Genomic DNA, 15492 nt, shown 5'->3' on the forward strand with positions numbered 1-15492 from the left:
ACTGACTACTGAACTGACTACTGAACTGACTACTGAACTGACTACTGAACTGACTACTGAACTGACTACTGAACTGACTACTGAACTGACTACTGAACTGACTACTGGATAAACATATGAATACTTTGGCAAAAAAAGATGAGTATGTACGTGCTAGGGTTCCAAATGAATTAAAGGTTCAAGCGGAGCGAATTCTAAAAGAAGTGGGTTTAAATACTACAGATGCTATTCGCTTATTATTAACGCAAGTAGTAAATCGAGGTGGATTTCCTTTAGAGTTAAAAACCCCTAACCGTACAACAATTGAGGCTATGAACTCTGTTGCAGAACCTAAAAAATTTAGTTCTGCTCAGGAATTGTTTACGGATTTAGAAGATGACACTGACGATTAGGTACAAGAAACAATTTAAAAAAGATTTTAAACGGGTAAGCTCAAACCCAAAGCTTAAGAAAGGACTCTTAATTTTGAAGGATCTTATTGATGAGCATTTGGTAAAAACAGGGACTGTTCCAGAGGAATATTTACCTCATCCTTTAATTGGAGAATGGAAGCCTCATATGGAATGTCATGTCTTACCTGATTTATTGTTAATTTGGGACGTGGACAAGGAAAATAATGAATTAATCCTTGCCAGAATAGGATCTCACTCTGAACTTTTCGGATAAAAAAAAGCCCAACTAGATGTTGGGCTTTTTTTGTGACTATTTTTTAAGCTTTAGTTACAAGTCTTTTATAGTTAGTTAGTTGAGAAATTTCATGTAATATCTTCTTCTTTTGAGGGGAATAAAACATGTTTGAAAAAAAACTTAAGGGTGCATGGATTATTCATCATGCACAAAAATTAAATGAGATAAAATATGCGGATAATACATTTGATAATACTTTAACTGCAGGTAAAGCAGGCTTACTTTTGTCATCTTTATCTAAAGATGATGAGTCTGAAATAACGTCTTCAAAAGTACAGGCTCTTAGTACTTATGTGGGAATAACTAACTTAGAAAGAAAGCCACTACTAGAATTATTAAAAGAAAAGGAATTAATTGATTATAGTAAAAATGGTGATGTTGTAACGTTAGGATTAACTCAGCACTCAATTTTAGAACATACAGCTAATATTTTTGATCAAAGTAATGATTCTTTTGATAATATTGAAAACGCATCAATCTTTTTGGCTGAGAAAGCGTCTCAAGAACCAATTTTCCAAAATGAAATAAAACCTCTCCTGAGTGATGAATTTAAACTTACCTCTGATAATTTAGATTATTTATTTACCTCTGCTGAAACTATTGGTTTTACTGATGTGGAGACATTGTCTGATAAGGGTAAATTACTGTTTAACGGTAATCTTTTTAAAAGACAATATTCCGAAAAAATAGGAAGAGTATTTCATTCTTTATCAGCTGAAGAAAGTACAAAGATAAATGAGTTAAATTCTATTATTCGTTCAGAAGGATGCGTAGCAATAAGCGAAGGTACTCGCGTACTAGGACAAAAACTTTTAGATAAGTTATTACCTATCGGAGTATACGAAGTAAACATAGTATCCAATTCTAAAGAAGAAATAGGTTTTCTAACTTTACCAGAATCATTTTCAAAATTTGGAAGTAACTCTATTATTGATGATACTTTTGATTTAGCGAAAGCATTTATTAGCTCTTTGAAATATGGAATGACACGCAGTGCGTATGGACGAGGGCAAATTCAAGCAATAGAACCATTATTAAGAAAATTAATTGCGGGAGGGCATGTAGGACCTGTTACCGCAATAGGCCAGGATTATAGAGTTCTTGAACTGAAGGGAGTTGTTCAAGTCATTCCTTACGCAAATGATAGATTCTACTTAAAATTATTAAAAAAAGAAGTTGGTGAAATAGCCTTATTAGTTTTAACTTCAGGAAATGCGAGTGAACATGCTTTAATTTCGGATAGCCTAATACCATCTACAGCAGCTACTCAATTTAGTGGACCAGAGGTAAATCGTGATTTATTAAGGAAAAAACAAGTAAAAGTAAATCCTACAGCAACTAATAATATGTTAGATGCTTTACGGACTGGAGGTATTTAATGGCTGATTTAATTACTTTACCTAAAGGTATGGCACTAGAAGAAGTATTAAGAGACTATTTTCTAAAAACAGGATCATATGTTGTTCGTGGTGTACCATTTGTTTATGAAAATGATGATGTAACAGATATAGACCTATGGGTATATTCGAGAGCTTCATCATTTTCTAGGGAAATAACTGTCGTTGATATAAAAAATAAAAAAGTACCTCATGCTTTAGAAAGAATTTTTTGGGTAAATGGTTTGAAACAAGCTACGTATAGCAACAAAGCTATTGTTGCTACAACTGATTCTAGATCTCTTATTAAAACTTTTGCAAAAAAACAAGATGTCATGGTTTTAGATGGAAAGTTCTTATCAAAGTTAGTTAGGAATCAGAGTCCGAATGAAGAAAGGCTTTTTGAAGAGCAATTATCAAGTTTGATCGATTCCTATGAACTACAAAAAGTAGATGGGGATTGGAAAAATAGGATGAAATACTGTAAATCGATTTTATCTAAACCGATTAATTTTGATTCATGTAATTCCTGGCTTGCTGAAGGAAAGTTTTTTGCCCAATTAGTTTTGACGCGGGAAAGAGAAAGATATACAGCAATTAGATGCTTATATTTGATCTGTTCTTATTTAGCCTTAGGAATAGATTTCTGTATGCGAGAAATTTCTTTTCTTGATCCTCATGAACGAATTGAAAAACTTAAAGAAGGATTTCTTTTTGGTGATAGAGGGTTTGCTGGGACGAATGATTTAATTAAATTTTCAATGAATATGATCAATCAATATGTAGAAGGTGGCGATGTTCATGCTAGACTTTTAAAGCAAAGGTTTGATAGTGATGTGTCAAATCTTCCTGTAAACATTCTGGCTGAATATTTTGCTAAAACTGAAAATATTAATCATATGTTTCAGTTTGCAAAAACATTAGAGCAGATGGCTATGCAATCTAAAACACCAACACTACCAGAAGCACTTGATATTAAAGGATACTTATATTGTCTTTTAGATTATTGGCAAATAAACCGTCAAGAATTTTCAGCTGCTATGAGTTCTACTGAAAATTGATATAAGATTAACTAATTCTAAAAAATTGATAATAAAAACCCCGGTATCCTGCCGGGGTTTTTTATTGTGCGATCTTTGGTAGGTGCTGCTCTACCTCACAATCCTAGTGTTAGAACTTATCATTGTTGTTTTTTGCTCCGGAACATCCTGTTCCTGTATGAATCTATCGTAGGGATATTCTAGCTATCCTGATAGCCGTAAAGAACTGGAATTTGAGTAAGCCAAAGCGTACAAAGTGCCTGAAATTTATTCACAAGAAATGGGGATAATTTTGAACATTCACGCATTGATAAAATTTAAAAAATCGCAAAATTGATTACTTTTTAAACGAATTTATTGGCAAGAACTATCAAAACCGCTCATAAAAAAGCCGAATTGTTTCAAAGTCGGCTTTTTGGGCATTTTGGGATTTTTCTAGTTTTACTAAGTATTTGATAATTATATTAATATACGAGTGTACTTCGTATAACCGCCATTATGTTAAATGGAATATAAAAAACAGTTGACATAAATACATTGTGTGCAATTATATTGCACACAGTGTATTTATTTAAAGGTAATCAAAATGAGTAATCTTTATTCTACCCAGGTTAAAGCAATCGGTGGACGTTCAGGAAATATTCGTAGTGAAGATGGTATCTTAGAACTAAAATTGGCTTTGCCAAAAGAATTAGGTGGTAAAGGTGATGCAACGAATCCTGAACAATTATTTGCAGCTGGCTATGCTGCATGCTTTGGAAATGCAGTGATCCATGTAACTCGTAGCAATAAAGAATATAAAATCCGTGATAACGATGTAGAGGTCCTGAGTACTGTTGGAATGGTTGCTAATGGCAATGGTGGATTTGCCTTGACAGTACACTTAGATGTCACGCTTTCAGGTATTTCACAAGCTGATGCAGAGAAAATCGTGGAACAAACGCATCAAGTATGTCCTTATTCCAATGCTATTCGAGGTAATATACAGGTGTCTACCACTGTCTATACCAAATAAAAAGCTATGTCCAAGAATCAGCTTTGCTTAGATGAGCAACTATGTTTTCCTATTTATGCTGCATCTAATTTAATCGTAAAAGCTTATCGCCCTTTTCTTACACCTCTCGAACTCACTTATCCTCAATATTTAGTGATGTTGGTTTTGTGGGAAAAAGAATGTGTAAGTGTGGGTGATCTTGGACAAATTTTACATCTTGATAGTGGAACATTAACCCCACTATTAAAAAGAATGGAGACATCTGGTCTAATTAATCGATCACGTGATCCTAATGATGAAAGACGAGTTCTTATTTCATTAAAAGATAAAGGGCGAGACTTATCTGCTGAAGCAGAAAAGATTCCTAAAGAGCTTACCAAGAACATTGAGTTTGATAACTTAAATCAATTACGAGATGAATTAAAAGTATTAGTTAATCTATTATCAGAAAGAATTTGAGACCTCTTAATATCTGATAATGGAAGCCTGTTTACTTTCAAGAATCAATTAGTTTTTCTAAAATTAACATAATACGCGTTATACGAAGTCAAAAAATGGGAGCTATAAGCTCCCATTTTTAGTCTTTAATGCGCTTTTTAGCTTCGTCATAAACTATGCTATCAGCTCGTTTCCCGACTGTGATGAGCAAGATAACTACCTGATCATCTTTAACTTGATAGACAAGTCTGACACCAGCTTTTAATAATTTAATTTTATAGCAACCTGCAAGATCGCCTCTCAGTATATTCTTTGGAATATGTGGCTGCTCTATGACTTTGGCTAGTTTCTTCTTAAATTGATCCCGTATAGCAACAGGGAGTTTTTCCCATTCTGCTGTAAAGTCCTTGTGACGTAAAAGCTTATAAGTCATCTAATGTGACTTCCTCAAACATCTCTTTAGGGTCATTAATGCGCTTACGGACAAGAGCTAACAATTCTTCATCTTCTTCTGAAAGCAAAGCTTTTTTGACAGGTAGTTTCCCAGTCGTAGCAACATACTCAAGAATACTAGTAAAGAAATCTGTAGGTGCAATACCTTGTTCTTTAAGGATGGAATAGGATTTTTCTTTAAGGGCTTCATCGACCCTGAAGTTAACAGTAGCCATCATATCTCCCAGTTATTTAATGTACTAGGAGTACTGTAATGCAAATTGCATTACAAGTCGACTTCGTCTAACCGCCATTATGTTAAATGGAGAATAAAATACGATCATATATTTATAATCCAATTCTTTTTTTGATAGAAAGAACCATTCTTTCTTTATTTAAATATCTGATACAGTGGCACTTATATAAAATATTATAACTTAGGTGATCCATGCCTAGCCTAACTCTCAAAGCGACATCAAAAAGATGCTTCGAGCCTAAAGTTCTAATGATTCTAATTGAGTGTCTGCCTGATGAACAAAGGCCTCCTATCAAAGAGTTATTAACCTCTTATCCTGTAGAAATTAAACTAAATTTAACTCCAGAAGTCTTAGAACCCACTCTCGAAAAAATACTAAAACGATTAGGCAGAGTATTTATTATCAGTAAGTAGATCAGTTCTGAAGTTTTCTTAAAATTAACATAATACACGTTATACGAATTCCCAAGGCATGGCTTTTAGTCATGCTTTTTTTATCAAAAGAGTATAGCTGAATGATAAAGAGTCCAATAGCATTCAATATCTATCATTAAACTTAATGAAATAATTAAATGATAGTATTATCATTGTCCTAATCGAATTAAGACTAAATGATAGAAATGAATACACGTATTTATCTACGAGCTTCAACTAAGGATCAAGATGCAAAAAGGGCTTTACAGATTCTGCAGGATCTAAACCAAAACCTGAATTTGGGCGAAACCATTGTTTACGTGGAAAACTATAGTGGTACGAAGTTAGACCGACCTGAATTGAATAAGCTTCTGTCAGAAGCAAATCAAGGCGACACCTTGTTAGTTGAAAGTATTGACCGCTTATCACGCCTAACCCAACGGAATTTTCAAGAGCTGAAGCGCAGGATCCAGGAGAAGGGACTTCGTTTAGTCGTGGCAGATCTTCCTACTACCTACCAAATGATTCAAACCAGTGACAGCATTACTCATTCAATCCTGGAGCTTATCAACAATATGCTGATTGATCTCCTAGCAACGATGGCTCGTCTGGACAATGAGAAACGTATAGAACGTATTAAGCAGGGCCTAGCGCGTTCGGGTTACAAGCCAACAGGTAAGAAGGCTAATGAGGCTAAACATAAACGAATAAAAGAACTGCTGGTGACTAGAAATATGACTAAGAATGAAATTGCTAAAGCAGTAGGTTGCGGGATTGCGACTGTTTATAGAGTTGCTAAAGCTATTTAAAAGAGATTTATCTCAATGCCCACAATGGGGCACCGCTGCACTCAGATTGCTTCACATAAGCGCCATTATGTTAAATGGAGAGTTTATTTATTGACATTCAAACCATGTGTTTCCAAATTTAGATATTCATATGGAGCATCTTCCGCTGGATAGCGTAAATTGTTCACGCCATAAATTTGTGCAATATTCCATATGATACTTTCACCAGCAGGCAATAAGTTTGGCTGAATTTTATAAATAGCATCTTGATAAGCTGTATCACTATCAATAAATTCCCAACCTTCTGCCTTGAAGGAATTGATGATGTCTTTTAGCCAAGCTGCATTAATCGCTCTAACATGAAGTAAAAGCACATGCTTTGGTGAACGTCCTAATGTTTGTAGCGCTAAATCATCGTAATATTTTGCTCGATCAAGTAGATGGAAAATATAGGCTTGTTTTAATTTATCTAAGCTTGCTTGATCTTTTTCTTGCTGATATTTCAAAAACAATTGGTTGTAATACCAATCACTAGCATCAATGCTAACAGCACCAGATTGATAGTTATTGGTACTAAGCCATTTTCGCACACCCTCCCTTTTTTCTAGAGTATTTCCCTCTTTAAGGAATGGAAAGCGATAACGTGGTACAAAGCCTTCTAATAAAGAAAAGGCTTGATGACCTTGCTGCATGTCTTGTAAATAATCAGGTAAATTCACTTCATTTTTATTCAGATTTAGATGTAAATTTCCATGATTACCAATACGATGTCCTTGTTTCCCCCAACTAGAAATAATATTCAGTCCTTCTGCTCCTCCAATTTTACTTATACTTGGATAAACGATTGCATGAATTTTATTTTGTTTTAAGGTACTTAAAATATTCTCATTGATCTGTTGAGCTTCTGAATTAATTGATGGATCTAAACCATCATCGAAACTTAATGCTACGCTTTTTGCGATAGCTACATTAGATAAACCTAAGCAAAGACTTAAGATGATTTTTTTAAGCATAGAGTGACTCTATTATTTGAAATTACTTATGATGAATCACTAGCCTAACATTTTATTTTATAGTTAAACTTTCCTAAAATTAACATAATAAGGATTATGCGAAGCCCAGGTCTTAAACTTGGTTTTTTTTCGATTCAACATAACCTCCATTATGTTAAATAAAAGTTGATAAGTAGCTATTAATTAACTTAATTTAATGTAATACAACGTCAAAACTATAGAAAGAACTAAATGTACTTACCCTCTCATTTTGAAGAAAGACGAATAGATCTTCTTCATGATTTAGTAAAAAAACATCCTTTTGGTTGTATCGTTACATATTCCAATGGTGAGTTAGATGCTAACCATATTCCCTTTGAATTAGTGGCTGACAAGGGGGATTTTGGGAAATTACTGGCACATATATCGAGACAAAATCCTTTAGCTGAAGTTTTAAAGAATGATGCCAATGTACTTGTAATATTCCGAATTGATGATGTTTATATATCTCCTAATTGGTATATAGGAAAATTTGAACATCATAAAGTTGTTCCGACTTGGAACTACATAGTTATTCATGCAAAAGGCAAAGCCAGAATTATTGAAGATGAAAAAATATTAAGAGGTATTTTGGCTCGTCTTACTAGAGAACATGAGTCTAATCAAGAAATTCCTTGGAAAATGACAGATGCACCAGCGGACTTTATCAACGAAAGGATGAAACATATTGTAGGAATACAAATTGAGATTACGGACTTAGTGGGAAAATTTAAATTAAGTCAAAATAGAAATAAAAATGATATTTCAAGTGTAGCTAAAGTTTTAGCTGCTAAAGGTAAAAATAATTTAAGTAATCTAATGTTGAATAGCTCAAGTGCGGAAGAAATATAGAATTATATAAGGTTAATAAATGAAAAATAATGGTAGTTGCTTATGTGGTAAAGTTCGATTCTTAATTAACAAAGATATTCAGACGATGTATCACTGTCATTGCAGTTTATGTCGTAAACAAAGTGGTACGGGATCAAATGCAGCTACATTGGTGAATGAGGCAGTATTTGAGTGGGTTTCTGATACGGATTCCATTTGCACATTTAAAAAAGACTCAGGCTTTATTTCTTGCTTTTGTACGAGTTGTGGATCTCCAGTTCCTAACAAAGTTGGAAATAGCTCATTCATATGGATTCCACTTGGATTATTAAATGAGATGCCTGTAATTAAGAAAAGATTGGGGTTCTGTCTTACCTCAAAGAGCAATTGGTCGCCTGTAGTAGCACTAGATAAGAAATACTTAGAATTACCAAGTTGGAATGAATTAGAAGATTATTTTTATTAATCTAATTTAAATTTACTTTTAAAACAATAATTTATATCTGTAAAAACAGCCTAAGCAATCACTCTTAGGCTGTTTTATCAATCTTTCATGTTCTACGCTCAATAAATAACTAATGTTCCATGGTTTTAATAAGCCCAGGTGAACAATTAAATCAGCCATACGGCTTAAAGAATCGGCTCCAAAAGCCTCTTTTTTCTGGTTCCGGTTCAACATGCTCTGGGACAGGTATTCGCTTGATTTCAGTAGTCAATCCGTCATGTTTCGTATTATCGGTGATTGGTTCAGACTGTGCTGGAGCTACATTCGCTTGTGGCTGTTCTTGATCGGTAAACGTAGTCATATAGGATTTTGGGGCTTGTAATAAGCGTTGTATCGCCTCTATCTGATTATCTTTTGTTGCTAGTTGTTCTCTTTGAAAAACTTCTCGTTCATGTGCAAGCTCTAGCTGTTTTTTTAGTATGTCTACTTGTTGCTTAAGCATGTCTACTTCTGTCTCTTTTTGTACCGGAGTAGACTGTAACGTGGTTACATCCTTATTATTGTGGGATGGTTCACCAAATACACGTAGAGCTTCTGAAAAATCTATTTTTCCATCACTATTTTTTGATAAATCCCCTTTATTTATACGTTTATAGATACTTTGACGATTCATTCCATAGAGTTGAGCTAATTCAATAACAGATAGTGCTTTCATCATGTAACCCAAGTAAAAGTCTGTATGTCAGTAGACAATATTTAATGATGTAACGTTACATCAATGATTTAACGATAGCCAACCTTTTCAAGCATTGGAGCAAACTCTTTTAACTTCTCAGAATCTTTAAGCATTTCAGCAATTCTTACTGCGAATTGAGGATAGCTTTCAGTTCCTTGAGAGTATTTACTCATTTCAGGAAGTTCAGATAGCTTATTGGAAAATAAGTGGCGTTGAGAATCAGTCATTTTTTTTGAAAAAAGATCTAGATTCCCAGATATTGTTTGATTTTCTAATGATTTAGTCTTAGATTTTTTTTGCTTAAAAGAAAAAGAAAAACCAGATATTGAACGGCCTTTTTTATGCTGTTGGTAGGTTGCCTCTATATCTGTTTTTTCGCTAATTTCAGAAATGGCTAAGTCAAGAACTCTAGTTTTAAAGTGATCCATACGCTTGTATTCATTAACACCAATTCCAAGTTGTTCTCTAAAAGTTGCTAATTCAAATACTGGTGTTTTTCCAATAGCTCTCCATTGAATTAGTAACTCATATAATCTTGCTGAATATGTACTGTTAAGCTGGGCTGTTTGGCTTAGTAAATATTGAGTAAAAAAGTCTTTAATACCATCAATTTTACTTATGCCTTGTACAACAGCTAATGTGAAAACAAGTTCAATAGCCCCTTCATCATCTAGATATTTTACTTGCTGAATCCATCTACTTTTGACCAATTTCCCATCTTCATCAAAGAAGCTAAATCTTCTGTTAAATAAAGAATCCTCTGCTTCTTTCATTCTCTGATAAGCATTTTGCCTCGTTGTCCCAAAAACTTCAGCATATCTCAACGCATCTATTCGTAAAGGAGTATCTGTACTTAGTCCTGTACCTGTATGTCTAGCATCAACAATGGCTAATTGAACAATATGAAACTCTGATAAAGATAGAGTTTGAAAAGCTTGGTTTAACCGATTGGTTTTTACAACTAATTCTTTTGACATAACTCGATTGAAATATTTTTATACCCACAGATTATAACAATGTGGGGATAACTACAACTGTTTAATTAAGGGTGTAATTAGGAGGGTAACTAAACGTGGGGGAATGGGTAACTAAACGTGGGGGAATGGGTAACTAAACGTGGGGGAATGGGTAACTAAACGTGGGGGAATGGGTAACTAAACGTGGGGGAATACAACGATTAGTTATTGAAATTTAATAATTAAAACTAAGTTAAAAACATTTAAAAACCTTAAAATAATTAAAAACACAGGGAATGAAAAATTGCCCTTGGTTTTCGCTACGCTCAAACTCTATTGAATCTCGCTATCGCTCGATTCGGGGGGCAATTTTTAGTGAATGTTCTCGTAACTTGAAGAAAAAGCAAAAGCAACTCGGAATTCGCTTCGCTCATCAGTTTTTTATGCTCGCTTCGCTCGACATAAAGCGACTGTATTTAGTTCGCACCCATTCGGGATGCTCTAGTTCTAAGTTCTTGACATGAAGGGGAGCTTGTAATCAGGGAAAAAGCGGGCGAAAAATTTAGATCCCTGCTGTTCGCTCGTAGACACTCGCTCTAATCATTCTTCTTAATAGCAAAAGAAAAGAACAAAGCGAACGGAGTGTGAGCGACCAGGAAAAATCTAAATCTCAAAACCTACTTCCCTCTGATGACCAGCTCCCATCTAAATTTTTCCGGGAGTAGCCGAGCCACCCCCGAAGGGGTGGCGACTTCCCTTTTTGATACGCGTAAACAGTGACCAGGCTCCCCAGTCGTCACTACCTTTGAGTAGTGACGACTAGGGAAAAGCCTCGCATACTTACAATAAACAACATTTTTGGAAGTTATTGCCGCGTGATAAAAGAAATTTCACACATATACTGATCAGACTTTTTTGTTTTTTCATAACTTTTCTTTGCTGACTTTCATTTACGTTTTTCAGCTTAAACACAAACTAAATACAGGAGATCAAGTACTTTTAATCGCTCTCATCCTATATGCAGAAACGGTTTATTTTTATAAGTATTCATAGATTTGGACTTAAAGATTCTCGAATTTTTATATCCACTTTTTGAGCATTTTTTATCGAACCAATTCCTATAATTGACTTTGATAAGACGTTAATTCGGCTCTTAACACTAACCAGTAAATCGGATCTCACCCAGTTTTATATTAAAAAATTGATCCTTGATTGCTTCCGTAGCACAGCATAAAGCTGCGCTGTACTCAGCAATCAAGCATCACAAATAAAAGATGGATCATGACCTTAGAATATCAATTTGATCAGCTCTGCAATAAGTTCCGTGAGGGTTCACACGCGACACAAGCAAATAGGCGGGCGATGCTTAAATTATTTACTGAGCAGCTTGCCAGAAATGGCTATGACGTTAAAACCATGTCGCCTAAAGATCTTAAAGGCCGGCATGTGAATAAATTGCTTGAGCAATGGCGTAAAGATGGCGTGTCTACAGGCACCATAAAAAACCGAATGGTTGCGGTCAGGTGGTGGGCTGAAAAAGTGGGGAATAGTGGAGCTGTCAAAGACAATGCAACCTATAAAATAGAAAACCGGGTCTATGTCACCAATGAAAATAAGTCGATCTCTTTAAAAGATTTAGATTTGTCTAAAACCGATGCAAACATAGCGCAAAGCTTACGTTTACAAGATGCTTTCGGTCTAAGACGCGAAGAAAGCATGAAATTCCAGCCTGAGTATGCTTTAGATGGTCAAAAAATTGAAAATGCTCAATATATCCGTTTAAAAGACAGTTGGACCAAAGGTGGACGTCCTCGAACGATTCCCATCACCCATGAAAAACAACGTCAAGAACTCAAAAATGCCTATGCTCAAGCCGTTAAAAATGGCGGTTCCATGATTCCCAAAGAAAAAAGCTATAAATCCCATAAAGCCCATTTTGAAGCGGTCACGCATGCCCTGGGTGTTGGGCAGACACATGGCCTAAGACATGGTTACGCTCAAGGCAGATACCGTGAACTCATGGGCTTTGATTGCCCTGCGGTAGGTGGATCTCGGGTGTTGTCTGCTGAGGAAAAAGTCAAAGATAAAGAAATCCGAATGTTAATTAGTGAAGAATTGGGACATAGCCGTATCAATATTACGTCCGTGTACCTGGGGTCATGGAGTAAGAATTAGATGGGTATTGCCTCAGAAATAAGATCAAAATTGCCGTTGTGTGGGCATTGTATCAATTGCAAATTATTGATTTGGAATGATAAAGCGGAACTAAAACCCACGCATAACTTAATTAAATTTAGAAGCGCGGAAGCATCTTTTTACTATACGGTTCGTTGTTCGTGGCTCAAAAGTCCTGTTTCGGAACCTCAATTTTTAGATATCTGTGAAGGTAAACAACTACAAAAAGGGGATAGTTAAATGGTGCAGAATTTTCTTATAGATTATTACACCTTTTTAATAAGAACTTTGCACCTTGAACCGCTTTCGGTGGGCTATGCAAATACCATTTTAGTTTTGGTCATTATTGCGCTTTTTCTCATGCTCTTTGTGAGTTTAAAGTCACTTTTTAAAGCGCATGATCCACTGCATGAGTTTTTATATAATGTAGTGCTTTTTGGTTTGGTTGTTGTCGCCCAGACTTATCTGTTGAGCCACATTACAAATTTGATTTCAAGTCATTATGTTGTGGTTTCAAATAATAATTATTTTGTTTCATGGGGAGTGATGGCTGCTCTCTATGCCTTTTTCTACTTTGCAAATGGGAAGTCAAAACCACGTGCAGAACGTATAAAAAGAGAGTCTGCGGAAGGCTATGGCACCTTATTAAGGGAAGTGCACAGAGGGTTTGAAAATAAAACACCACTCATTGCTTTTACGGATAAGACTTTACCAAAGAAGAAAATGAAGAACATGCAACAAAAACACTTCAATTGGTCTTTTCATCGTGAAAGCTTAAGGGTCACCAATGAGGATCGGGGTATTGTGTTGGGTGCACCTGGCTCGGGTAAAACCACATTTTTAATCTCTCAAATTGTAGAGTGGATGAAGTCAGGGCGTAGCTTCGTGGCCACAGACGTAAAACCAGAGATCTGGGCGATTCTGAAGGCAAACAATGTCTTTCAAATTTTCGGTTATAAAGATTGGGTTTTTAATCCGACCGATGTTCAGAGTGACCACTACAATATTTTTTCAGAAGTGACGGATTCAGCAGAACTCAACGAAATTTTGAACATTATCATTAAAGATGATACCGCTGAATCGGTGGTGTTTAATGACCTGGCAAGGCGCATTCTTAAGGCTGTTCTGATTGAACTGGGCGATAAAGCATCATTGGTGAGTGCTCAAAATTATATTAACAGCATGGATAGCAATGATGAGTTGTTAAAAGCATTAAGACAGTCTGAGAAATCCAGTGTTTCCAATATTGCCAAAGAAATTTCACGGACTGCCCAAAATGATCGCTTGCTTGCATCCGTGATGACGGCCGTTTCAAAAGCCTTCGAGTTTCTTGATGATGACCGTATTCGGGCAACGACATCAGACAATGCCCCAGGCTTCTACTTAAAAGAAGTGCTCATGCAGCCTAAACAAGCCGTATTTTTACAGTTTGACCAGCAGTATAAGAGTTCAACGGCTACGCTATTTGGGGCGATGGTGGCGCATACCATGCGTATTTTACAAGCCAATCAAAACCGTAGACCGGTATTTATCGCCCTAGATGAAATCATTAATTGTGCACCCATTCCAAAATTCACTGATTTGCTCAATACGATACGTTCTGCAAATATGCCTACCTTTCTATACTTGCAGAGTTTAGAGGGCTTAAATCGCCTCTATGGGCCAAATAGCGATAAAATCTTCATGGGTTCGAGCAATTTGAAAATTGTTTTTAGAATTGGGGATATTGAATCGGCTGAAGAATGCAGTCGGTTAGTCGGTCAAACTGAAACAACCTACATTTCTGAAACAGCAGGCACTAGTCAAACCAGCGGTACAAGTTCATCGAGTCAGGCAAGCAGTTCATCTTCCAACAAATCGCAGAATGTAGGGACAACCAAGTCCATTAAATTGGAATCCATTATTGAGCCTGCGGAATTTATTAAGCTGCCGATTGGTACGGCCGTGGTGATGTATAACGGCTCTTATGGGACGCTGGAAATGCCGAAATATTATGAGTGCTACAACATGCCAAAACGCACGAGTTTAAAAACGATTCAGGATTTTAAAGCGGCCTAAATTTCGAAGCTTGTCTTTAATAAATTTCTCAGAAAAACCTGAGTACAGTTCATGAAAATACAGGAGTACCATAAACAGTGTTATATGAAGCATATTACCCAAGTGAAGTAAGCAACAATCATCCAATTAAAATTTTCTATGGCTTTGTACAAGAGGGATTTGACAAGGATTATCAATTAACTTTAGTCGTTTTTTATCCCGAATTAACAGGTACATCTTTATTTAATTTGACGGATAAGACTAAAGCTGGTCTAGCAAATTTTCTATTACAAAAACATGTTTATGGTGTTGGAGCTTCACACCTTAAAGTGGCTTTTGTATGCGAGCATGTCAATGAGAGAGACTTCTATACTGAAATTTGGGGTGTAGATGTTTTTGAAAATTATGCTTTAGAGCAACTCGAGCAACAACCTAAAAGTTTACTCAGTGGCATTTTCGGAAATGATTCTAAAGAAGTCAGTATTCATTCAAGTTATTTGAATATCGGCTTAACTGATTCAATCAAATTGATTGATGAAGGGCATTTAGATACGGATCAAACAGCTTATCTTTTAAATAAGCTGAAAGAAAAAACTGATTACGGAAATTTTAATAAAATTTTTGGTGAGTAAAAAATTTTGCTGGCTATACGAAATTTAGTTATTTGAACTAAATTTCGTATAAGAGATTTTATGTTAAATTAGTTGTTGTGTAGCACGTATGTGCTACAATAGCTTTAGCCAAATCAATGAACTGACTACTGAACTGACTACTGAACTGACTACTGAACTGACTACTGAACTGACTACTGAACTGACTACTGAACTGACTACTGAACTGACTACTGAACTGACTA

The 15492-nt window shown here is 35.5% G+C and carries 18 protein-coding genes; 13 read left to right on the plus strand and 5 right to left on the minus strand.

The features are described from left to right. Positions 1-116 precede the first annotated feature (116 nt). The 6 genes from ACS72_RS12685 to ACS72_RS12710 all read left to right on the plus strand — a co-directional run bounded on the left by ACS72_RS12685 (position 117) and on the right by ACS72_RS12710 (position 4556). Positions 117-392: a type II toxin-antitoxin system RelB/DinJ family antitoxin gene (locus ACS72_RS12685; RefSeq protein ID WP_048882320.1), complete on the plus strand. Its 276-nt coding sequence runs from the start codon at positions 117-119 to the stop codon at positions 390-392. Further along, complete coding sequence (locus ACS72_RS12690; RefSeq protein ID WP_048882321.1) at positions 376-666, plus strand: type II toxin-antitoxin system YafQ family toxin; 291 nt, start codon at positions 376-378, stop codon at positions 664-666. The genes ACS72_RS12685 and ACS72_RS12690 overlap by 17 nt, the downstream gene beginning before the upstream one ends. 125 nt (positions 667-791) lie before the next feature. Then, entirely contained in the window at positions 792-2066 is a 1275-nt protein-coding gene (locus tag ACS72_RS12695) for a hypothetical protein (protein ID WP_048882322.1), read from the plus strand. After that, entirely contained in the window at positions 2066-3124 is a 1059-nt protein-coding gene (locus ACS72_RS12700; protein WP_048882323.1) for a hypothetical protein, read from the plus strand. Before ACS72_RS12695 ends, ACS72_RS12700 begins: the two co-directional genes overlap by 1 nt. 565 nt (positions 3125-3689) lie before the next feature. After that, positions 3690-4118: an organic hydroperoxide resistance protein gene (locus tag ACS72_RS12705; protein WP_004786455.1), complete on the plus strand. Its 429-nt coding sequence runs from the start codon at positions 3690-3692 to the stop codon at positions 4116-4118. Between the two features lie 6 nt (positions 4119-4124). Then, positions 4125-4556: a MarR family winged helix-turn-helix transcriptional regulator gene (locus ACS72_RS12710; RefSeq protein ID WP_048882324.1), complete on the plus strand. Its 432-nt coding sequence runs from the start codon at positions 4125-4127 to the stop codon at positions 4554-4556. Positions 4557-4674: 118 nt separating this feature from the next. On the opposite strand, the gene ACS72_RS12715 is transcribed toward ACS72_RS12710, so the two are convergent. Both ACS72_RS12715 and ACS72_RS12720 read right to left on the minus strand, forming a co-directional pair. Beyond that, entirely contained in the window at positions 4675-4968 is a 294-nt protein-coding gene (locus ACS72_RS12715) for a type II toxin-antitoxin system RelE/ParE family toxin (RefSeq protein WP_048882325.1), read from the minus strand. Next, positions 4958-5203: a type II toxin-antitoxin system RelB/DinJ family antitoxin gene (locus ACS72_RS12720; protein ID WP_000246756.1), complete on the minus strand. Its 246-nt coding sequence runs from the start codon at positions 5201-5203 to the stop codon at positions 4958-4960. Before ACS72_RS12720 ends, ACS72_RS12715 begins: the two co-directional genes overlap by 11 nt. A gap of 631 nt (positions 5204-5834) precedes the next feature. Between ACS72_RS12720 and ACS72_RS12730 the strand changes: the two genes are divergently transcribed. Further along, entirely contained in the window at positions 5835-6446 is a 612-nt protein-coding gene (locus tag ACS72_RS12730; RefSeq protein WP_048882326.1) for a recombinase family protein, read from the plus strand. A gap of 83 nt (positions 6447-6529) precedes the next feature. On the opposite strand, the gene ACS72_RS12735 is transcribed toward ACS72_RS12730, so the two are convergent. Beyond that, positions 6530-7438, minus strand: coding sequence for a polysaccharide deacetylase family protein (locus ACS72_RS12735; RefSeq protein WP_048882327.1), 909 nt, complete (start codon positions 7436-7438; stop codon positions 6530-6532). A 231-nt stretch (positions 7439-7669) separates the two neighbouring features. On the opposite strand from ACS72_RS12735, the gene ACS72_RS12740 reads away from it, so the two are divergent. Both ACS72_RS12740 and ACS72_RS17585 read left to right on the plus strand, forming a co-directional pair. Then, entirely contained in the window at positions 7670-8308 is a 639-nt protein-coding gene (locus tag ACS72_RS12740; RefSeq protein WP_048882328.1) for an FMN-binding negative transcriptional regulator, read from the plus strand. Between the two features lie 19 nt (positions 8309-8327). After that, entirely contained in the window at positions 8328-8753 is a 426-nt protein-coding gene (locus tag ACS72_RS17585; protein ID WP_081405865.1) for a GFA family protein, read from the plus strand. Positions 8754-8904: 151 nt separating this feature from the next. On the opposite strand, the gene ACS72_RS12745 is transcribed toward ACS72_RS17585, so the two are convergent. Both ACS72_RS12745 and repM read right to left on the minus strand, forming a co-directional pair. Further along, positions 8905-9447 carry a plasmid replication DNA-binding protein gene (locus tag ACS72_RS12745; protein ID WP_171249866.1) on the minus strand — a complete coding sequence of 181 codons (543 nt, stop codon included), beginning with the start codon at positions 9445-9447 and terminating at the stop codon, positions 8905-8907. Positions 9448-9515: 68 nt separating this feature from the next. Continuing rightward, positions 9516-10445 (minus strand): replication initiation protein RepM, encoded by a 930-nt coding sequence (gene repM, locus ACS72_RS12750; protein WP_005237331.1) that lies wholly within the window; start codon positions 10443-10445, stop codon positions 9516-9518. Positions 10446-11705: 1260 nt separating this feature from the next. Between repM and ACS72_RS12755 the strand changes: the two genes are divergently transcribed. From ACS72_RS12755 to ACS72_RS12770, 4 genes are all read left to right on the plus strand, one after another. After that, on the plus strand, positions 11706-12599 hold the full coding sequence (locus ACS72_RS12755; RefSeq protein WP_048882330.1) for a phage integrase N-terminal domain-containing protein: 894 nt from the start codon (positions 11706-11708) through the stop codon (positions 12597-12599). After that, the gene (locus ACS72_RS19005) at positions 12600-12839 is read left to right on the plus strand and encodes a hypothetical protein (RefSeq protein ID WP_048882331.1); all 240 of its coding nucleotides are present in this window, start codon (positions 12600-12602) and stop codon (positions 12837-12839) included. Beyond that, positions 12840-14657 (plus strand): type IV secretory system conjugative DNA transfer family protein, encoded by a 1818-nt coding sequence (locus ACS72_RS12765; RefSeq protein WP_048882332.1) that lies wholly within the window; start codon positions 12840-12842, stop codon positions 14655-14657. Positions 14658-14734: 77 nt separating this feature from the next. Next, positions 14735-15268, plus strand: coding sequence for a hypothetical protein (locus tag ACS72_RS12770; RefSeq protein WP_048882333.1), 534 nt, complete (start codon positions 14735-14737; stop codon positions 15266-15268). The last annotated feature ends 224 nt before the right edge of the window (positions 15269-15492 follow it).

Source organism: Acinetobacter sp. VT 511 (assembly GCF_001077515.1).
Lineage (GTDB): Bacteria > Pseudomonadota > Gammaproteobacteria > Pseudomonadales > Moraxellaceae > Acinetobacter > Acinetobacter schindleri.